Below are 19317 nucleotides of genomic sequence, written 5' to 3'. Positions count from 1 at the left end.
TGTCTCACATGAACGAAGTAATCAAATCATTAACAGATCACCGCTCCATCCGCAGCTATACGGACGAGCCGGTGTCAGAAGAGCAGCTGGACCACATTATGCAAGCGGTGCAATCAGCCCCTTCTTCTATCAACGGGCAGCAAGTAACCGTCATCGCGATTCAGGATAAAGAACGCAAAAAGAAAATCTCCGAACTGGCAGGCGGACAGCCTTGGATTGACCAAGCTCCGGTTTTCCTGCTTTTCTGCACAGACTTCAACCGGGCAAAAATTGCGCTTGAAGATCTGCATGACTTCAACATGGAAATCACAAACGGGTTAGAATCCGTTCTTGTCGGCGCTGTAGATGCCGGCATCGCACTTGGCACAGCGACGGCAGCGGCTGAATCACTCGGACTTGGCACTGTTCCGATCGGCGCGGTTCGCGGAAATCCAAATGAACTGATCGAGCTGCTTCAGCTTCCGAAATACGTGTTCCCTGTATCGGGTCTTGTCATCGGCCATCCTGCTGATCGTTCAGCGAAAAAACCTCGTCTTCCAAAGGCAGCGGTTTATCACAAAGAAACGTATCTGCAGCAGGACGAGCTGACATCACACATTCAGTCATATGATGAACAAATGTCCGAATACATGAAAAACCGGACCAACGGAAAAGAAACACGAAACTGGTCACAAAGCATCGCCTCATACTATGAGCGCCTGTACTATCCGCATATTCGTGAAATGCTCGAAACACAAGGATTTAAAGTTGAAAAATAAGCCTCACCCGGCCTGTCGGAATTCCGGCAGGCCCCTTTTATTGTCCGGATAAAATCCATTGACTTTCATTTTGTTTATTTGGTAAAATTTTATCAATGTTACTCATTGGTTTTCTGTGAACCAATGGGTTTTCTATTGTTCAAGAAAGAAGGAAGCCATGAGATGCTTGATAAAAAAACAGAGATCTTGTTAGCCGCGCGGAAGCTTTTTTCTGAAAAGGATTTTACGTCGGTTTCCATGCAGGCAATCGCAGAAGAATGTAAGATATCAAAAGCTTCGATATATAAGCTGTTTCAATCGAAGGAAGATTTGCTTTTGGAGCTGCTGACGTTTAACCAGAAGCAAATGGTGGCCGCGGCATCAGGACTGCAGGAAAATACCGCGCTGACACCGGAGGAGCGTTTGATTCAAAAGGTCAAAATGGAGCTGGAAGGATTCAGGCGGAATCAGCAGTTTTTTAATATGCTGACCTACGGAAACCCCAAGCTGCACAATGACCGTGTAAAACAGCATATCCATCAAACCAGATCAACGATTATCTGCTGGCACCGCGATTCGCTGATCCAGGCGTATGGAGAAACCATTCTCCCGTTTGTATGGGATTTGGTGATCATTCTTCACGGCATGATGCGTGAGTTTTTAATGCTGATCAAAATAGAGGAAAAACCGCTTGAGCTTGACCCGATTGCAGCGTTTATCATCAGCACCCTCAATCAGATTGTCAAAAACAGAGAAACACGGCAGTCCCTGCTTCCGCCTGAGGCCATCGAGCTTTATATCCAATCGGCGTCCTCCTACCAGCCAAAGGATAAATCACTCCTGTTATCAGAAAGCCTGAAAGAATTACATAAAGGCATCTCTTCCCTGCCCGCCGCGGATTATGATATCGATGAGCTGACATCCGCTGCAGCCATGCTGGAAGAGGAAGCAAAAAAGGAAGCGCCCCGCGCCTTTTTACTGAAATCACTGATTGGCTATCTGGAACAAACCGGTGTTTTAACACAGCAAATTTCTATGTTAAAAACACTGTTAATTACTTAAAGAAAAGAAGGGATCTTATTGGACACAAGTATTGAAAAAAAACCGTTTAACCGTTCTGTCATTGTCGGCATTTTGTTAGCCGGGGCGTTTGTCGCCATTTTGAACCAGACACTGTTAATTACCGCTCTCCCCCATATCATGAGGGATTTTCATATAGATGCAAACCAAGCCCAATGGCTGACGACTTCATTTATGTTAACGAACGGTATTTTAATTCCGATTACTGCGTTTTTAATTGAAAAATTCACGAGCCGTACGCTTCTCATTACGGCGATGAGTATTTTCACTGCCGGAACAATCGTCGGCACGTTTGCCCCGAACTTTCCGGTTCTGCTGGCGGCCCGTATCATTCAGGCAGCCGGAGCCGGCATTATGATGCCGCTCATGCAGACAGTATTTTTAACCATCTTTCCGATTGAAAAGCGCGGCCAGGCTATGGGTATGGTCGGATTGGTCATCTCCTTCGCGCCTGCGATCGGACCGACTCTTTCAGGATGGGCAGTAGAAGCTTTCTCGTGGAGATCATTGTTTTATATCATTCTTCCGTTTGCCGTGATCGATTTGCTTCTCGCTATCATTCTTATGAAAAACGTGACGACATTAAGAAAAACACAGATTGATATTTTATCAGTTATCCTGTCGACACTTGGATTTGGCGGGCTGCTCTATGGCTTCTCAAGCGTCGGCTCTTACGGATGGACCAGCTCAACGGTTCTGATTTCACTGCTTGTGGGCGTGATCGCGCTGCTCTTATTTATTACAAGACAGATGAAGCTTGAAAAACCGATGCTGGAATTCCGCGTATTTACGTTTGGTATCTTCAGCTTAACAACCCTGCTGGGAACCCTTGTCTTTGCTTTATTAATTGGTACGGAAACAATTCTGCCGCTGTATACACAAAACGTCAGAGACGTCACAGCCTTTGATACAGGGCTTATGCTTCTTCCGGGAGCCATTGTGATGGGCTTCATGTCACCGATTATCGGAAGAATTTTTGACCGTGTCGGCGGAAGAGGCCTGGCGATTGCAGGTTTCTGTATCATCTTCCTGACATCACTTCCGTTTATGCAGCTGACTGATCATACGTCACTGGCTTGGATTGTCGTTTTATATACCGTTCGTCTCTTAGGGACAGCGATGATTATGATGCCTGTGACAACAGCCGGAATCAATGCGCTGCCGCGCCACTTGATTCCGCACGGAACAGCAATGAACAATACGGTTCGCCAAGTCGGCGGATCCATCGGGACTGCTCTTCTGGTATCCGTGATGAGCAACCAGGCGGCACATGCAGGAACCGCAAATGTAAAACACGCCGCTCTGCACGGCATGAACGCCGCTTTTATCGTGGCAGCCTGCATCGCGCTTGCCGGCTTACTTCTATCCTTTACATTAAAGAAACCTCAGCGCCCTGCCGAACAGCAGCCGGCACGCTGATCCTATAAAAAAAGAGCCCCGCTTTGAGAGCGGAGGCTCTTTTTGGTTTTACTTCTCTAACCCGTCTTTCACTTCTTTAATCATTTGCGTCATTGACTCAAGTCCGCCTCCTGATAAGTACCAAGTAGCTGAATCAAGGTAAACGACATGATTATTTTTCACGGCGTTTACGTTTTTCACATAGTCGTTTTCAACGACTTGTTTTGTAGATGATGTTTCTCCGATTGCTGTACCGCGGTCAATAACAAACAGGTAATCAGGGTTTGTTTTTGAAATGTACTCATATGAAACGCTTTGTCCGTGAGTAGATGCTTTGATATTTTTATCAGCCGGTGTCACGCCGAATACGTCGTGGATCAGCCCGTATCTTGATTTAGATCCAAAGGCGCTGATTTTTCCGTCATTTGCAAGGATGACAAGACCATTTTTGTTTTGCTTTTCAGCTGTTTTCTTAAGATCTGCAATTGAGTTATCAATTGTTGCGAGCTCGTCTTTTACTTCATCTTCTTTATCAAAGATTTTACCGATTGTTTGTGCATCTGATTTAAATGATTCCATGTAGTTCGCTGTGTCTACGCCAAGGTAAATCGTCGGTGCAATATTAGAGAATTCTTTGTAGGACTCAGATTGTCTGCCAGAGATAATGATCAAGTCAGGGTCTAAATCTGCTACTTTTTCAAAGTCTGGCTCTTTTAAGCTTCCAACATCAGCATATTTGTCATCTTTGAATTTGGACAGATATTTAGGAAGGGCTTGTTTCGGCAGGCCTGCTACTTTATCATCAAGACCTAATTTATCTAATGTATCTAAGCTTCCTAAATCAAATACAACGACTTTTTTAGGGTTCTTTGTCACTTTTGTGCCGTTTTTGTCCAGCTGGTGTTTCACCGTCATTTGTTCTTTCTTCGTGTCAGAATCTTTACTGCTTGAGCTTTGGTTTCCGCAAGCGGAAATGACAACAGCGGTCACCAATGCGATGAATAGAATTGCAAACTTTTTCATGCTCTTCACCTCTTCTGTATATTAAGAAAAATAAACACCTATTCTTTGGTTATCAATCGTCTGAATCGGGATGGTCATATCGTAGATTTCTTCGAGCACAGAGGTTTCAATCATCTCCTCCGGCGGCCCCTCTTTTACGATTCGGCCGTTTTTCAAAGCAACGATATGATCGGAGTAGACGGAAGCAAAGTTGATATCGTGAATGACGATCACGATTGTTTTTCCAAGCTCCTCTACCAGCCTCTTCAGAAGCTTCATAATTTCAACTGAATGTTTCATATCCAGGTTGTTCAGCGGTTCATCCAGAAAAATGTAATCGGTGTCCTGGGCAATGACCATTGCGATAAATGCCCTTTGGCACTGTCCGCCGCTCAGCTGATCCAAGTACTTATCCTGAATCTCCTCCAGCTTCATATAACTGAGCGCCTGGTTGATATGATCCCAGTCTTCCTCTGTCAGCCGGCCCTGTGAATAAGGGAATCTGCCAAAACTGACAAGGTCTTTGATGGTCAGTCTGATATTGATTTGGTTCGCCTGCTTTAAAATACTCATTTTTTTGGCAAGCTCTTTGCTGTCGCAGGTTCCGATCTCTTCTCCGTCTATGAAAATCTCACCGGAGTCCTTTTTGATCAGGCGGCTCATAATAGACAGCAGCGTACTTTTGCCGGCGCCGTTAGGACCGATAAACGAGGTGATTTTGCCTTTTTGAATCGTGACTGACGTCTCTTCAAGGACAACTTTCCCTCCATATTGTTTGCTTACATTTTTGACCTCTACCATGATTTATTCTCCTTTAACAGCAAGTAGATAAAATAAATCCCGCCGGCAAAATTAATAATAACGCTCAGCGTCGTTGAGAAGGTGAATACTTTCTCAACCACAAACTGTCCCCCGACTAACGCAATAATGCTGATTAAAACAGAACCTGCGATTAAGTATGAATGCTTATATGTTTTCAGAAATTCTCTCGCCAGGTTGACGACGAGAAGCCCCAAGAACATAATCGGGCCGACAAGCGCGGTAGAAACAGAAACAAGGATCGCGATCACGATCAGCATCTGTTTGACAACTTTGTCGTAGTTAATGCCCAAATTGACGGCGTGTTCACGGCCGAGTGACAGCACGTCAAAAAATTTCGTGAAACGCCAGACATAGATACCGGTCAGCAGGAAGATGATGAAGGCGAGCCATAACAAATCAGTGTTGATGTTGTTAAAGCTGGCAAACATTTTGTCCTGCACAACCTGAAACTCATTCGGATCAATCAGCATCTGCATAAAGGAAGACAGGCTGCTGAACAGCGTGCCGAACACGATTCCGATGAGCAGAAGAAAGAAGATATTTTTCCCCTCACCTTTGAACATGATCTGATAGAGAACAAAAGAAAACAGCACCATCAGCAAAACAGAGATAATGAAGTTGATGTTTTTATTCATGATTACGATATTGATAGAACCGAACAAAAAGATGATGACGGTCTGAATCAGCATATAGAGAGAATCAAGGCCTAAAATGCTGGGCGTCAGGATGCGGTTATTCGAGATCGTTTGGAAGATCATCGTCGAAAACGCAATCGCTCCGCCTGTCAGCATAATGGCAGCGACTTTTTTGATTCTTCTCGGCAGTGTGTAATCCCAATTGCCTAAGTCATAAAACAGAAACAAACCGATACATACAACGGCTATACCAACGAGCAACGCAATTTTCATCTGGTTACGCATACGCTTTTCTCCTTAACAGCATAAACAGGAAAATGCCGCTGCCGATGATTCCGACCATCAGACCAATCGAGATTTCATATGGGAAGATAATGACTCTGCCCAATATATCGCAAAACAGAACAAAAACCGCTCCGAGCAGCGCAGTGTGCGGCAGGCTGTTTTTCAGGTTGTCTCCCCTGTAAATCGATACAATGTTCGGGATGATTAAACCGAGGAACGGAAGCATACCGACAGTCAAAATGACAAGTGACGTAATCAGGGATACGATAATGAGCCCGATGTTCACAACCCGTTTATACTTGAGGCCGAGGTTGACAGAAAAGCTTTCTCCCATACCCGCCACTGTAAATTTATCCGCATAAACATAGGCAATGATGACAAGCGGAATACTTAGGTAAAGAAGCTCATATCTCCCTTTCACAACTAAGGAGAAATCCCCCTGAAGCCATGATGACACGTTCTGGATCAGGTCATATTTATACGCGATAAACGTCGCGATTGAGCTGACAATATTCCCGAGCATTAAACCGACTAGCGGAATAAAGATGGTGTCGTTAAACTTGATTCTTTCAAGAATTTTCATAAACAGAAAATTGCCGACTAAAGCAAAGACAAAAGCAATCAGCATTTTCATTAAAGGACTTGCCGATGTAAACAGAAGCAAGGATATTAAGATTCCCAGCCTCGCCCAGTCCATCGTGCCGGCCGTTGTCGGTGACACGAATTTGTTTCTGGTGATCTGCTGCATAATCAGCCCGCAGATGCTCATGCTCATGCCCGCGATTAGAATGCTGATCAGCCGCGGCAAACGGCTGGCAAAGAGCGTTGACGCCTCTTCTTTGCTTAAATCAAAGAGATCAAGCGGCGACAGATCTTCTACGCCGATAAATACAGAAGTGACTGCTAATATGATAAGTAGAAAAAATAAGTAACGTAGCTTCATGCTGCCTCCTTACATCCTCACAGCAAAAAGAACGTATCTCCTACTCCGCAAGGACTCAAAACAATATGGCCATATAGTAATTGATTATCATTATCATTTACATATTACCATTTTTCTAGTGTTAGTCAATATTCTTTAAAAATATTAACTTCGTTATCTATTCAATTTTACTCATAATTCAAACCATTTTCCATCACAAATCGTTAGTCTGTTTACCATATTTCTCTTCACTATGCTTCAGCTTCGTCATCAGACCTGACATAATTCCTCCCTGAAAATACAAATGTTCATTGCACAAAGAAATTTCTCCTTGATTTACAGAACTGAAAGAGGGATAATAAATACTAAATTTGTGTGAAAATTTTAAACATTAGGAGATGTAAACATGAAGGTCGTTAAATTCGGAGGCAGCTCACTCGCTTCAGGCGCACAGCTTGAAAAGGTGTTTCAAATCGTAACCTCAGATCCCGCACGCAAAGCTGTAGTGGTTTCGGCTCCGGGCAAACGCTATTCCGAGGATACGAAAGTGACTGATCTCTTAATCGCATGTGCTGAACAGTATTTATCATCCGGCAGCGCCCCTGAACTGGCGGAAGCGGTCGTTGAACGGTATACTCTGATCGCAAATGAGCTACAGCTTGAGCCGTGTATTATAGAAAAAATCCGTGATGATTTGTTTATGCTTTTAGAAGGAGATAAAAGCAATCCCGTACAATATTTGGACGCAGTCAAAGCAAGCGGTGAGGATAACAACGCTAAGCTGATTGCCGCTTATTTCCGCCACAAAGGCGTGAAAGCGGAATATGTGAACCCGAAGGATGCCGGCCTTTTTGTAACAAAAGAACCCGGCAACGCGCAGGTGCTGCCTGAATCGTATCAAAATCTCTTTCAGCTGAGAGAGCGTGAAGGCCTCATCATATTCCCCGGCTTTTTCGGGTTCAGCAAGGATGGCGATGTGATGACTTTCTCACGGAGCGGTTCTGATATTACAGGCTCCATTTTGGCCAACGGTCTTCAGGCCGATCTGTACGAAAACTTTACTGATGTAGATGCTGTGTATTCTGTTAATCCTTCTATTGTTGAGAACCCGAAGGAAATCCACGAGCTGACATACAGAGAGATGCGCGAGCTGTCGTACGCAGGCTTTTCAGTGTTTCATGATGAAGCGCTCATTCCGGCCTTCAGAGCGGGCATTCCCGTGCAGATCAAAAATACGAACAACCCGTCGGCAAACGGGACACGCGTCGTCAGCAAACGCGATAACACAAACGGTCCTGTCGTCGGCATTGCCAGCGATACCGGCTTTTGCAGCATTTATATCAGCAAGTATTTAATGAACAGAGAAATCGGGTTTGGCCGCAGAGCCCTTCAAATCCTCGAAGAACACGGTTTGACGTATGAGCATGTTCCATCGGGAATTGATGACATGACGATCATCTTAAGACAGGGCCAAATGGATGCTTCGGCCGAACGAAGCGTAATGAAGCAGATTAAAGAGAACCTTCATGCCGATGAAGTCATTGTCGAGCACAATCTGGCGCTGATTATGGTTGTAGGAGAAGCAATGCGCCATAATGTCGGCACAACGGCAAGAGCAGCCAAAGCCTTATCAGAGGCGAAAGTGAATATCGAAATGATTAACCAAGGATCTTCTGAAGTGAGCATGATGTTCGGCGTAAAGGAAGCCGAAGAAAGAAAAGCCGTCCAAGCATTATACCGGGAGTTTTTCGCGGGTGTGCTTGTCTCTTAATCTATACATAAAAGCGGGCGGCAGGGCCCGCTTTTTATATTGCCCGACTTGATAGCCGAATTGTTCATTTTTTGCCTTGTCCACTATTATCCCTATCAATCCGGCCGTGTCCGCATATTTTGTAGTATCCATCATAGGGAGGTGAAGCCTTATGTCAGGATACGCTAACGGCGGCGGTTACGGCATCGGTTCTTTCGCTTTGATCGTTGTATTGTTTATTCTATTGATTATCGTAGGTACTGCATTTACAAGAGGCTTCTAAGTCTGCAGTACAGCGCCGTAAGACAATATCATTGTCATGCGGCGTTTTTTAGTTGTTTTCTTTATTTTTCAATCTATATCCTGAAAGCCCTGTCCGCCGCGTTTATGCAGCATATCATAAAGTAATCTCACAAGGAGGTGGCACAGATGTCTGGTTACGGAAACTCTTTTGCTTTGATTGTTGTGTTATTTATCCTCTTAATTATCGTGGGAGCTGCGTTTTTTAACGGAGGCTTCTAAAAAAAAAGAAATCTCCATGAATCAGGCGGCGCCGTAAGGGCCATATCCTGCGTTGCTGTTTCTTTAAAAGAAAACCCCTTCTCTTATTGAGAAGGGGCCTGGTTCTTACGTCATTCCTCTTTCTGTGACATGAAAGTCGGATGCTTCAGCATGTTCAGAGACGCCAACCGCTGTAAAAACAGCTGCTGCAGCCAAACAAATAACAAATAACTTAGATTTCAATTTCATACAAACCTTCACTCCTTTGTATTTGTTTTCTTGCCTCTTCAACTCTAAGAAAGTAGGAAGCAGACAGTTCAAACCATTTTTGTTCATAGTAATATTTTGCTACTTCTAGGCCTAAATCCTCTATATCAGCATACATATTTTTATTTTTTAAATATCGGAAACATCGTTCGATTCCTTCTGTATTGGGCTGTGCCTGATATAGGGATTGTAAAAACTCAAATTTTACCGCGTAGTCTGCATCGTCTGTTTCTTTAGCATATTCATAGCCCCTCTTGTGATATTCCGAGGCCTTCTCATGTTTTCCGCGTTTATAATAAATAAGTGTTATTAAAAAATATGCTTGAGGCAGAGAATTGGTGATTCTGCTGTTTTCAAAAGTGGAAACCGCTTTCTCAAAATGTTCAATGGCAGGGTCGAGAAGGTCTTGATTGTAATAACACAGCCCTAAATTATAAAATGCTCTTCCGACCAATTGGGCTTTTTGTTCCGCTTCCGCCATCTCCAGCGCCAATTTGAAATGCCGTGCGGCTTGTTCAAAATTTCTCTCATCCATGAGGTTAACCCCGAACACAAAATGGCATTGGATAATCCGAACATTATAGGTTTCCTGCTCTACATAAATTTCATATGCATTTTTGATATGAATCAATGAAAAGTACGTTTGCTTCATATAATAATAAGCTTCCGCGATTTTAAAATAAAATTCAGCCCGTTCAATATGATCGGAAACAAAAGAAAGTTTTTTCTCCGCCTGTTTGTAATATGTAATGGCAGAAATAAATTCCCGCTTATCAAACTCATACATTCCGCGGAAAAAATTCACATAATAATCGAGAAGCCCTTTCAGATCAGCTTGGTTGCTGTCTATATTTCGTGATAATTCAGACAGGCTTGGCTGGTCTTCGATATTTAATTTCTCCAGCGGCTCGAGATAATCAAGCATAAGCTGGTGGCGAAATTCCATTAGTGAGTAATATAACAGCAAGTTGGAATCATGCTGCATGTGTTTCAGTTCCTGCTGGATTTCAGCTTTTAGCACTTCGGCATCCGGCACGCTGAAGGTCCGGATATATTTGTACCACTCGTTAATTTTTTGACCGACCGCTGAAGAAGGAATTACCCCGCTCTTCATTCCTTCACCCTCTCCCATCAAAAACTGTTTATGTCATATTTTATCATGTTTACAGACTGTCCTAACCCGAAAAACACGCAATCTTTATTTCGGGAGCACGCAATAAAAAAAGCAATACCGAAGCGATGTTAGAAAGAAGAAGGCGGCAGCATCTGACGATATGCCGCCGCCTTACGTGATTTATTGCTGTTTTGCAGGTAAGGGAAGGCGGATAATGAATGTTGTGCCTTTCCCTTGTTCACTCTTAATGTCTATTGTGCCTTGATGCATTTCAACAAGCTGCTTGACGATGGAGAGGCCGAGGCCGTATTCTCCGTACGCCGTGTTCGTTCTTGAAATATCAGCTTTGTAGAACCGCTCCCAAATATGCTCGATATCCTCTTTTGAAATGCCGATTCCCGTATCTTCAATTTCGATAATGGTCTCTTTATATCCTTCTGTTCCCCGCAGCCAAATGTCACCTTGATGCGTAAATTGGATGCTGTTTTTCGTAATGTTCACGAGGATTTGAATTAACCGGTCATAGTCGGCATGAACGATCACGCTGTCCTCCACCTGAATCATCAGCTTATTTTGCTTTTCTTCCGCCTGCTGTTCAAGGTGCTCTTTCATGATTTCGAATACCTCAATCAGCGGAACGTCAAGCTTGTTCAGGGTGATTTGCTGTGATCTGATTTTTTCGTAATCGAGATTTTCTTTTACGAGACGCAGCATTCGCTTCGTTTCCTCACTGATGAGCGAGAAGCATTTTTCTTTATTCTCCTCTGGAATCGTATTGCTGTTCAGCCCTTCAACCAAACCGTTAATGGTTGTCAGCGGCGTTCTTAATTCATGGGATACATCGGCAATAAACTGCCTTCTCCGCTTCTCAAGCCGGTCGATTTCATCCCTCGACTGCTTTAATTTTTTCGCCATGATATTAAAGTCAGACGCCAGCACCCCGATTTCATCCCGGTAGCCGTTTTCCAAGTGGATGTCATAGTCGCCGGAAGCTACTTTATCCGTTGCTTCTCTCAGCTTTTGAATGCGTTTCACATGGAATTTGGAAAGCAGCCAGCTGACGAGAATGGTAATGACAAGCGTGCTGATTATCGCGTAAAACATATAGAGATTGACCTGATTAATCATTTGCTCTACGCCGCTGATTGGAGAAATCAGCAGTACCGCGCCTTTAAATTCATTGTTAACAAAAATCGGCTGTGCAACAAGGGAAACCTCATCGTTAAAACGGCCATCCGCTCTGTTCATGACCACCTGCCCTTTTTTCAGCTTCTCCCACTCCGCTTTCTTCAGCTTTTCCCGTGGGTGAAAGTCTTCAGGGTGAAAATAAGGCCGCTGTGCTTCATTAAAGATGATAAACTGCGTCTTTCTTGTGCGTAATATATCCTGATATGGGTACAGCCGGCGCATATCAACCTGGCCGGTTTGAAATTCGCTTGCAATCTGCACCGCATATGACGTCAGTTCCTCTACTTTATTTTGGTAGGCAAACTCTTTCACGAAGTGAGAAAAAAGAGAAATAATGATAACAAATGCTAAAATTAATATGCTGACATGGCTCAGCAGCAGCTGATATAAATATTTAATCCTCATCAAATTTATACCCTACTCCCCATACAGTATATAGGAAAGGCCTGTCCTCACTTGCAAGCTTTTTCCGCAGCCGTTTAATATGAACATCGACAGTCCGTTCGTCTCCGTAGAACTGATAGCCCCATACCTGCTCAAGCAGCTGCTCTCTGGAAAACACCTGCCGCGGGTTCTGCACAAGGTAATAAAGCAGGTCAAATTCCTTAGGCGTGAGGTTTTCAACAGGCTCCCCATTTAAAAATACTTCTCTCGTCTTTTTATTAATTTTAAAGCATTCCGATTCAATCGTATCTTCTTCCGCTGCCGCCTTGCCCGTCGCCTGATATCTTCTGTTCACGGCTTTGATGCGGGCAACCAATGTCAGCGGGCTGAATGGCTTCGTCACATAATCGTCCGCACCCATCTCAAAGCCGATCACCTGATCTGATTCGGTGTCTCTGGCAGTCAGCATGATAATCGGAACTGTGCTTGTCTCTCTTATTTTTCTGCAGATGGTTACGCCGTCCATAGACGGAAGCATAATATCCAGAATCACCAAATCCCAATTCTCTTCCGCAAAGCGCTGATACCCCTCTAAACCGTCATGAACAAATTCAGCTTCAAAACCTTCCTTAAAAAAGAACATCTCTGTCATCGTACAAACACTAACGTTATCTTCTATCATTAAAATTTTCATTGGATCCTCCGATTGTTTTGATGCTTTTTTATATAATAGCACCATTTTATACAGAAGATTTTTGGTTTAACAATTGTTAGTTTTTATTTCATCAACTAGAAATAGATTGTTCATATTTTTTTCATACCTTTGGACTACTATAAATTTATCAACAAGCGGGCCAGCCTCACAGGCGGTCTTATCCATAAAAATACCTATACGGAGGAACATAAATGAATTTTATCAAACGGGCTTTTTGGAACATGAAGGCCAAAAAAGGAAAAACGTTTTTGCAGTTATTTGTGTTTACAGTGATTTGTATATTTGTTCTGTCTGGCCTCACGATCCAGTCAGCAGCTCAAAAATCCAGCGACCTTGCCAGACAGGAGCTGGGCGGAAGCGTTACGCTTCAAGTTGACCGCCAAAAACAAATGGAGAAGCAGCAGGACAGCGGTGAAAAACGCAGCTTCGAATCTACACCGATAAAAGTGTCTGATGCCAATAAGCTGACAGCGCTTGATCATGTGAAGAGCTACAACTTCATTACGTCAGCTTCAGCCAACGCCGGAAACTTCGATGCGATTGAAAGCTCAAGCTCTAGTGATTCGAGCACAGACTCAAGCTCAAGCGATACAAAAGGCGCTCCAATGCAAGGCGGAAAACAAATGGTTCAAGCCGATCTTTCGATTGAAGGTGTCATCAGCACGTCGCTGTTAGAGGAATTCTCTGACGGAGATTCAAAAATCACAGACGGGCGCGCGATTACAAAATCTGATGTCGGCAAAAACGTCACAGTGATCAATGAAACATTAGCAGAAGAAAATAATGTAAGCGTTGGGGATTCCATCACAATAGAATCAGCAACAGACGAAGATACAACAGTCAAACTGAAGATTGTCGGTATTTATAAAACAACGTCTTCAGGCGATGACCAAGCCCAGAATTTCTCATTCTTAAATCCTTACAATAAGCTTTACACACCTTACACAGCAACAGCGGCTCTGAAAGGTGACGATTATAAAAACACGATTGATTCCGCTGTTTATGATATGGACGATGCTGAACATATTGATGCATTCGTAAAAGCAGCGAAGAAAACGTCAATTGACTTTGATACGTTTACATTAAATACAAACGATCAGCTTTACCAGCAAATGGTCGGCCCGATCGAAAATGTAGCATCTTTCTCTAAAAACGTTGTGTACCTTGTATCAGTGGCAGGCGCTGTCATTCTTGGCCTCATTGTCATGATGTCAATCAGAGAGCGCAAATATGAGATGGGTGTATTAATGGCTATCGGTGAAAAACGGTGGAAGCTGATTGGCCAGTTCTTAACTGAGATTATGATCGTGGCTGTTGTGACCATCGGCATTGCATCAGTGACTGGAAATCTGGTCGCCAACCAGCTCGGCAATCAGCTCTTATCCCAGCAGATCAGTTCATCAACAACTGATTCAACACAAACCGCAAGCGGGCAAATGCCCGGGGGCGGCATGGGTCACGGAATGTTCGGCCAAAGCTCTTCAAACGCGGACGTCATTGATTCACTGAATGTGGCAGTTTCGATGAACGATATGCTTGTTCTCGGCGGAATCGGAATGTTAATCGCTGTCATTGCAACGCTGCTGCCGTCTATTTCAGTACTGCGGCTCCACCCGAAAACAATCTTGACTAAACAGGAATAGAAAGAGGCGAAACGAATGAGCTTATTAGAATTTCAACAAGTCAGCTACTGGTATAAGGACAAAAGCCAGCCCTTGTTTCAGGATATCAATATCAGCTTTGAAAAAGGTAAATTTCATACAATTGTCGGCACCTCAGGGACAGGAAAAACGACCTTCCTGTCTCTGGCAGGCGGACTTGACGCACCTAAAGAAGGACATATCCTTTATGGCGGAAAAGCTGTTTCCAAAATCGGATTAACGAATTTCAGAAATAAATACGTATCAATTGTCTTTCAGGCGTACAACCTGCTTCCATATATGACAGCTCTGCAAAATGTGACAACCGCCATGGAAATCACAGGTTCAAAGGAAAAGAATAAAGAAGCATATGCGTTGGAGATGCTGGAGAAGGTCGGCATCAATGAAAAACAAGCCCGGCAAAAGGTGCTGACATTAAGCGGCGGACAGCAGCAGCGTGTTTCCATTACAAGAGCGTTTTGCTGTGACACGGACTTGATCGTAGCCGATGAACCGACCGGAAACCTTGACGAGGATACGTCGAAAGAAATTGTGCGGCTCTTTCAGGATTTGGCGCATAAAGAAAATAAATGCATCATCATGGTGACGCATGATGAACAAATTGCAAGGGTATCTGACATTACCATCAGACTTTCACGAGGAAGCTTTACTGTGACGGAAAACGCCGCAGTCGTATAACAAAAACGCGCCTCTGCCAGTGCAGACAGGGGCGCAACCTATATCCCCCTTTTATATAGAAGTGAACGTAAAAAGAGCGGCGGCTGCATCCCCCCGCTCTTTTTATTGTTTCTGTTTTTCAGCCTGCTTTGATTTCTCTCTTCTCTTCTTTTTCCAAACAGCGAGGATAAACAGAAATAATGGAAACAGCACTTGAAAGGGCAAATGAATGTACAGAGGCACTACTTTCAGCCCTTCATTTAAATGCTCTGAAAAATTGGTGGCAATTGTGATGGAAAGGATGAGTATGCCCAGTCCCATTGGATATGCCAACTGTGAAGGATTTTTTTCCTTAAAAAGAGTGGACGCACCCACCACCACCGCATACAGATAGAGGCTGACTTTGAAGAAGCCGCCGATAATCAGTGCCAGCATAAAAAAGATATCAAGCCGATCCAGAAATTCTTCCACTTTGATTGTCTGAATCGTACTTAAAAGCGGAAACTGCGATCGCAATGTCAGATCAACATCAAGCACACTGATATTAATCGCTACAGTAAGCGCCACAACCAATCCGCTGATGACCATAGCGAGCATCCCCACTTTTTTGACATTCTTGCGATCATTGAGATTAGGGAAGATCATTACAAATAAAACAATTTCACCGAACGGAACGTACATGGTTTGTGTAAAAACAGAATGAATAACAGGGAAAATCCCGTCTGCTAAAACCGGTTTTAAATTTTTTAGATCTATGGAACCCGATACAATGATCAGCACGAGACCGAGCGCACCCAATAGATACATTGCCCCGAAGAGAAGCTCACCCGCCCGCGCCAGCACTTCAATTCCTTTTCTGACGGCATATATGCTGACCACCATTAGTAAAGCATTCACGATGATAATCGGAGTATCATGGTAAGCAAACGTCAGCAGCATTTCTCCGAAATCACGCAGCACCCGGGCGGCAATATATGCAAAATACAAGATATAAAGAAACGAAAAGAACCAGCTCAGCTTTTTGCCGAGCATATCATCCATGTATTCTTTCGGGGAGAACTCGGGATAGCATTGATAGATCCCCTGATACAAGTAAAAAAGAAATAAACCAACTGCACAGCCTAATAGCACTGCTATCCAGGCATCCCGGCCCGCCATCGTTCCCGGTGTAATCAATAAGGAGCTGCCCAGCTCAAAAATGATCATCATGACAAACAGCTGCCTAATGCTGATTTTGGCTTTTTCCATCTGTCACTACTCCTTTCTTGATCTATTCATGATTAAGCTGGTTTCTGAGCGGGTTATTTCGCAGCCCCGTTCTTCTGATATACGTCTCCGCCTTCACATCGACAGGCAGATCAGGCAAATATTCTTTGTCCCATGTATCCCTCATTTTTTTCCACTGCTTCGGATACTTCCTGTATATCGTGTCTCCGAATCCGATAAAGTCGATTTTATGTTCCTTTATCTTTTCAACTGCATGGTTGATTTCCTTTTCCAGCTGTTTATTGAGTGCTTTTTCGATATCGGCTAACACCTTTGGGTCAGACAAATGAAATGGATACTTTACTGCGTCTATTATGCCTTCAACCGTCACGTGAACATGAATGCGGGGACGGCCGTTTCGTATTTCCGGGTTAAGCTTTGTTGTCTGATGCGTGACCTGTAAGCTTACCGCATCTTTTGTCTTGTCCCAATCGGCATTAATAAACGTATGCTGGATTTGATTCTTAAGCCAGACAACCCCAACTTTGTCCTTATCTTCAATCCAATATTTTAAATGGCCTCTTTTATCGAATACCGCCAAACCGTCCGCCTGAAGAATGGCTTGCGGGTCAGTCGCCTGTGTGTTTTCCAGGCTGACTCCTTTTTTATCGTCCCCGATCATCCTGTATCCGGGGATCACCGGTGCTTCTGTGGTGAGGGCAAGTGTTTTCAAGACATCTTGGATATTGGTTTTAATCACCCGCCCATATTGCGCTTGCGTGAAGTCGAGTGTTTTATTGACTTTATTGGACGGTATTTTATCAATCGGCGTAAGCGTTTTGACAATATTTTCGGCTTTCGTTTTATGAGCGATGACAATCGTTGCCGTGGTCCTGAATTCCGTATCGCGGTCAAGGTTATCTAACACAAAATTCAAACCTTCCTCTCTCGCCAGCTTTTCACTGATCACGACCAGATTGGTATGGGCAAAATAAAGCCGCCTGGATACTTTCATAGAGGCTTTTCTGAGCGCTTCCGTCATGTTGTCGCCTACTATGGAATAGACGGATATAGGCGGCCTGTCTCCCGCGCCGCCGCCCTGAAGCCCTCCGGCGACGTTTCCGGGATTAATGATCTGAAAGTGCAGTACGTAATTCCCTTCATTTGTCCGATCAATGCCGATTGCCGAAATAATCGCAAGATCTGTCAGCTCACGCTTATCCCAGCATCCGGGCAGCACAATGATGCTCAAAAGCATGATAACGGCTAGTACACGTTTACGTATCATCTTGATCTCCTTCTCTCAACTCTTTGTTCACCATTCCGCGTGAACCATCCGGCTGAGGACGCTGGTCTTTCCCCTGACGGACCTTATCTTTTTTGCTGATGGATTCAGGCCTTTTCTGATCGGCCCACCAAGGAACACGGAACAGCGTGTCCTTCACGCCTTGTGAAGAAAAGGGCGCAAGCGGCGACATATAAGGAACACCAAAGGAACGCAGACTGCATAAATGAACAAACATCATAATAATCCCTAATACCAGCCCGTAAAAACCCATTACGGCAGAAGCAATGATAAACATAAACCGAATGAGGCGGGCAGATATCGCCATGGCAAACGCCGGCGTTGCGAAGCTGGCAATGGCCGTTATGGCAACGATGATGACCATAGCCGGAGACACGATACCAGCCTGAACAGCAGCTTGGCCGATAACAAGCGCGCCTACAATCGAAACAGCCGATCCTACAACCCTCGGCAGTCGGACCCCAGCTTCCCTGAGAATCTCAAAAGCAACCTCCATTGTGATGGCTTCAACAACGGCCGGAAACGGAACGATTTCCCGCTGGGCAGCAATGACGATTAGCAGCTGTGTCGGAATCATTTCCTGATGAAACGTCGTGGCTGCCACATAAACAGCCGGTGCGACAAGTGAAATAAAAAAGATAAATATCCGCAGAATCCGTATACTTGTCGCAATGTCAAAGCGTGAATAATAATCTTCAACCGACTGAAAAAATTGAATAAATAAGGCTGGGGCAATCAGAACAAACGGTGTTCCGTCCACAACGATTGCAAATCTTCCTTCTAATAGATTTCCTGCGACGACGTCAGGGCGTTCCGTGTGATACATGGTCGGAAACGTCGTAAACGTTTCGTCTTCGATCAGCTGCTCGATGTATCCGGATTCTAAAATACTGTCAATGTCTATTTTTTTCAGGCGCTGCCTCACTTCCTTCAGCACCTTTTCATCACAAATGCCGTGAATGTACATCAGCGCGATATCCGTATTTGTCACAGAACCGATTTTCATTTTTTCGACCCATACATTGGGATTTTTAATGTATCGCCGAATCATGGAAATATTGGTTTGCAAGGACTCTGTAAACCCTTGGCGCGGGCCCCGGAATGACACCTGGGTGCTCGGCTCTTGTATGGAACGGTGCTCTCCCCCCTGGGTGCTGCAGATAAGCGCCTCATCAGACCCGTCCGCAAAAACCAGCGCATTTCCAAGCATCAATTCAGTGAACAGCTTCTCCCAGCTCTTTTCAGCTTTTACTCCGCCCAGCGGAAGCGTTTTTTCAAGGATCTGCTTGATCGCATGGGCGTTTTGGATGGTTTGATCCTGAATCAAAGGCTCGATTAACGATTCATGTATCGTGTTATTATCGACCAAACCCGCGATATAAATAATGGCCAGGTGAACTTCATCCTGTTCCCCTGCTTTCACTTCCCGAATAATAACATCAGAGCTGCTTCCGACTTTCTTCTTCATGTCCGCCACATTTTTCGCCAAACTTGAAGAAGCCAGAATCGGCCCTTCTTCTCTCTTCTGCTGATTCTTATCTTCTTGTTTCTGGCTGTCTTTCGTTTCGGTATTTTTCTTTTGCTTAAAAAATGACGGCATACACAAAATACCTTTCCTTATCGTTTTCTCATATTCTTCCTGTTAGCCTTAAGATTATGCATGTGACTGGCGAGCGGGTATAACTCT

At 44.2% G+C, this 19317-nt stretch carries 19 protein-coding genes; 8 read left to right on the top strand and 11 right to left on the bottom strand.

The window, feature by feature from the left end; genetic code table 11:
* Nucleotides 1-8: 8 nt before the first annotated feature.
* The 3 genes from UJ203_RS16115 to UJ203_RS16105 all read left to right on the top strand — a co-directional run bounded on the left by UJ203_RS16115 (nt 9) and on the right by UJ203_RS16105 (nt 3236).
* Nucleotides 9-758, top strand: coding sequence for an NADPH-dependent oxidoreductase (locus tag UJ203_RS16115; protein WP_322012353.1), 750 nt, complete (start codon nt 9-11; stop codon nt 756-758).
* A 162-nt stretch (nt 759-920) separates the two neighbouring features.
* On the top strand, nt 921-1799 hold the full coding sequence (locus UJ203_RS16110) for a helix-turn-helix domain-containing protein (protein ID WP_322012351.1): 879 nt from the start codon (nt 921-923) through the stop codon (nt 1797-1799).
* An 18-nt stretch (nt 1800-1817) separates the two neighbouring features.
* Nucleotides 1818-3236, top strand: a complete 1419-nt coding sequence (locus tag UJ203_RS16105) for an MDR family MFS transporter (protein WP_202853235.1) — start codon at nt 1818-1820, stop codon at nt 3234-3236.
* A 48-nt stretch (nt 3237-3284) separates the two neighbouring features.
* Here UJ203_RS16105 and UJ203_RS16100 read toward each other — a convergent pair whose 3' ends face one another.
* From UJ203_RS16100 to yclN, 4 genes are read right to left on the bottom strand one after another with little or no spacing between them, the layout of a single operon-like run.
* Complete coding sequence (locus UJ203_RS16100) at nt 3285-4238, bottom strand: siderophore ABC transporter substrate-binding protein (protein ID WP_322012347.1); 954 nt, start codon at nt 4236-4238, stop codon at nt 3285-3287.
* A gap of 21 nt (nt 4239-4259) precedes the next feature.
* The gene (gene yclP / locus UJ203_RS16095) at nt 4260-5018 is read right to left on the bottom strand and encodes a petrobactin ABC transporter ATP-binding protein YclP (RefSeq protein ID WP_305934618.1); all 759 of its coding nucleotides are present in this window, start codon (nt 5016-5018) and stop codon (nt 4260-4262) included.
* The gene (gene yclO / locus UJ203_RS16090; protein WP_322012345.1) at nt 5012-5959 is read right to left on the bottom strand and encodes a petrobactin ABC transporter permease YclO; all 948 of its coding nucleotides are present in this window, start codon (nt 5957-5959) and stop codon (nt 5012-5014) included. Before yclO ends, yclP begins: the two co-directional genes overlap by 7 nt.
* The gene (yclN, locus tag UJ203_RS16085) at nt 5952-6902 is read right to left on the bottom strand and encodes a petrobactin ABC transporter permease YclN (RefSeq protein ID WP_010333025.1); all 951 of its coding nucleotides are present in this window, start codon (nt 6900-6902) and stop codon (nt 5952-5954) included. The genes yclO and yclN overlap by 8 nt, the downstream gene beginning before the upstream one ends.
* Before the next feature lie 385 nt (nt 6903-7287).
* On the opposite strand from yclN, the gene UJ203_RS16080 reads away from it, so the two are divergent.
* The 3 genes from UJ203_RS16080 (at nt 7288) to UJ203_RS16070 (ending at nt 9153) form a co-directional block, all read left to right on the top strand.
* Nucleotides 7288-8652 carry an aspartate kinase gene (locus tag UJ203_RS16080; RefSeq protein ID WP_322012341.1) on the top strand — a complete coding sequence of 455 codons (1365 nt, stop codon included), beginning with the start codon at nt 7288-7290 and terminating at the stop codon, nt 8650-8652.
* A 151-nt stretch (nt 8653-8803) separates the two neighbouring features.
* Nucleotides 8804-8914, top strand: a complete 111-nt coding sequence (locus UJ203_RS16075; RefSeq protein ID WP_024120215.1) for a YjcZ family sporulation protein — start codon at nt 8804-8806, stop codon at nt 8912-8914.
* 146 nt (nt 8915-9060) lie between these two features.
* A complete protein-coding gene (locus tag UJ203_RS16070; RefSeq protein WP_083504413.1) occupies nt 9061-9153 on the top strand; it encodes a YjcZ family sporulation protein in 93 nt (30 codons plus the stop codon).
* Nucleotides 9154-9258: 105 nt separating this feature from the next.
* Here the strand turns inward: UJ203_RS16070 and UJ203_RS16065 are convergent, their stop codons facing one another.
* The 4 genes from UJ203_RS16065 to yclJ form a co-directional block, all read right to left on the bottom strand.
* Nucleotides 9259-9381, bottom strand: coding sequence for a PhrC/PhrF family phosphatase-inhibitory pheromone (locus UJ203_RS16065; protein ID WP_024120213.1), 123 nt, complete (start codon nt 9379-9381; stop codon nt 9259-9261).
* Complete coding sequence (gene rapC, locus UJ203_RS16060) at nt 9365-10513, bottom strand: response regulator aspartate phosphatase RapC (protein ID WP_024120212.1); 1149 nt, start codon at nt 10511-10513, stop codon at nt 9365-9367. The genes UJ203_RS16065 and rapC overlap by 17 nt, the downstream gene beginning before the upstream one ends.
* 180 nt (nt 10514-10693) lie before the next feature.
* Nucleotides 10694-12109: a HAMP domain-containing sensor histidine kinase gene (locus tag UJ203_RS16055; protein ID WP_322012335.1), complete on the bottom strand. Its 1416-nt coding sequence runs from the start codon at nt 12107-12109 to the stop codon at nt 10694-10696.
* A complete protein-coding gene (gene yclJ / locus UJ203_RS16050) occupies nt 12096-12779 on the bottom strand; it encodes a two-component system response regulator YclJ (RefSeq protein WP_024120210.1) in 684 nt (227 codons plus the stop codon). Before yclJ ends, UJ203_RS16055 begins: the two co-directional genes overlap by 14 nt.
* A 212-nt stretch (nt 12780-12991) precedes the next feature.
* Here yclJ and UJ203_RS16045 point away from each other — a divergent pair, with 212 nt between their 5' ends.
* Nucleotides 12992-14443 carry an ABC transporter permease gene (locus UJ203_RS16045; RefSeq protein WP_322012332.1) on the top strand — a complete coding sequence of 484 codons (1452 nt, stop codon included), beginning with the start codon at nt 12992-12994 and terminating at the stop codon, nt 14441-14443.
* 15 nt (nt 14444-14458) lie between these two features.
* Entirely contained in the window at nt 14459-15139 is a 681-nt protein-coding gene (locus UJ203_RS16040) for an ABC transporter ATP-binding protein (RefSeq protein WP_305934622.1), read from the top strand.
* Nucleotides 15140-15241: 102 nt separating this feature from the next.
* Here UJ203_RS16040 and UJ203_RS16035 read toward each other — a convergent pair whose 3' ends face one another.
* Genes UJ203_RS16035 through gerKA form a run of 3 tightly spaced genes read right to left on the bottom strand, consistent with a single transcriptional unit; the run spans nt 15242 to nt 19230 of the window.
* Nucleotides 15242-16366, bottom strand: a complete 1125-nt coding sequence (locus tag UJ203_RS16035; protein WP_305934623.1) for a GerAB/ArcD/ProY family transporter — start codon at nt 16364-16366, stop codon at nt 15242-15244.
* 22 nt (nt 16367-16388) lie between these two features.
* Nucleotides 16389-17612, bottom strand: coding sequence for a Ger(x)C family spore germination protein (locus UJ203_RS16030; protein WP_322012329.1), 1224 nt, complete (start codon nt 17610-17612; stop codon nt 16389-16391).
* Nucleotides 17602-19230, bottom strand: coding sequence for a spore germination protein GerKA (gerKA, locus tag UJ203_RS16025; protein ID WP_322012327.1), 1629 nt, complete (start codon nt 19228-19230; stop codon nt 17602-17604). The genes UJ203_RS16030 and gerKA overlap by 11 nt, the downstream gene beginning before the upstream one ends.
* Nucleotides 19231-19317 lie beyond the last annotated feature (87 nt).

Source organism: Bacillus sp. V26, assembly GCF_034296245.1.
Taxonomy (GTDB): domain Bacteria; phylum Bacillota; class Bacilli; order Bacillales; family Bacillaceae; genus Bacillus; species Bacillus halotolerans.
This window is presented reverse-complemented; position numbering and strand designations above follow the sequence as displayed.

Bases quoted from the DNA above. Each gene is read 5' to 3' on its own strand.
- rapC (WP_024120212.1), bottom strand. From the start codon at position 10,513: ATGAAGAGCGGGGTAATTCCTTCTTCAGCGGTCGGTCAAAAAATTAAC.
- yclO (WP_322012345.1), bottom strand. From the start codon at position 5,959: ATGCGTAACCAGATGAAAATTGCGTTGCTCGTTGGTATAGCCGTTGTA.
- UJ203_RS16065 (WP_024120213.1), bottom strand. From the start codon at position 9,381: ATGAAATTGAAATCTAAGTTATTTGTTATTTGTTTGGCTGCAGCAGCT.
- UJ203_RS16035 (WP_305934623.1), bottom strand. From the start codon at position 16,366: ATGGAAAAAGCCAAAATCAGCATTAGGCAGCTGTTTGTCATGATGATC.
- UJ203_RS16110 (WP_322012351.1), top strand. From the start codon at position 921: ATGCTTGATAAAAAAACAGAGATCTTGTTAGCCGCGCGGAAGCTTTTT.
- UJ203_RS16040 (WP_305934622.1), top strand. From the start codon at position 14,459: ATGAGCTTATTAGAATTTCAACAAGTCAGCTACTGGTATAAGGACAAA.
- UJ203_RS16075 (WP_024120215.1), top strand. From the start codon at position 8,804: ATGTCAGGATACGCTAACGGCGGCGGTTACGGCATCGGTTCTTTCGCT.
- yclN (WP_010333025.1), bottom strand. From the start codon at position 6,902: ATGAAGCTACGTTACTTATTTTTTCTACTTATCATATTAGCAGTCACT.
- yclJ (WP_024120210.1), bottom strand. From the start codon at position 12,779: ATGAAAATTTTAATGATAGAAGATAACGTTAGTGTTTGTACGATGACA.
- UJ203_RS16070 (WP_083504413.1), top strand. From the start codon at position 9,061: ATGTCTGGTTACGGAAACTCTTTTGCTTTGATTGTTGTGTTATTTATC.
- yclP (WP_305934618.1), bottom strand. From the start codon at position 5,018: ATGGTAGAGGTCAAAAATGTAAGCAAACAATATGGAGGGAAAGTTGTC.
- UJ203_RS16080 (WP_322012341.1), top strand. From the start codon at position 7,288: ATGAAGGTCGTTAAATTCGGAGGCAGCTCACTCGCTTCAGGCGCACAG.
- UJ203_RS16115 (WP_322012353.1), top strand. From the start codon at position 9: ATGAACGAAGTAATCAAATCATTAACAGATCACCGCTCCATCCGCAGC.
- UJ203_RS16100 (WP_322012347.1), bottom strand. From the start codon at position 4,238: ATGAAAAAGTTTGCAATTCTATTCATCGCATTGGTGACCGCTGTTGTC.
- UJ203_RS16045 (WP_322012332.1), top strand. From the start codon at position 12,992: ATGAATTTTATCAAACGGGCTTTTTGGAACATGAAGGCCAAAAAAGGA.
- UJ203_RS16030 (WP_322012329.1), bottom strand. From the start codon at position 17,612: ATGATACGTAAACGTGTACTAGCCGTTATCATGCTTTTGAGCATCATT.
- gerKA (WP_322012327.1), bottom strand. From the start codon at position 19,230: ATGCCGTCATTTTTTAAGCAAAAGAAAAATACCGAAACGAAAGACAGC.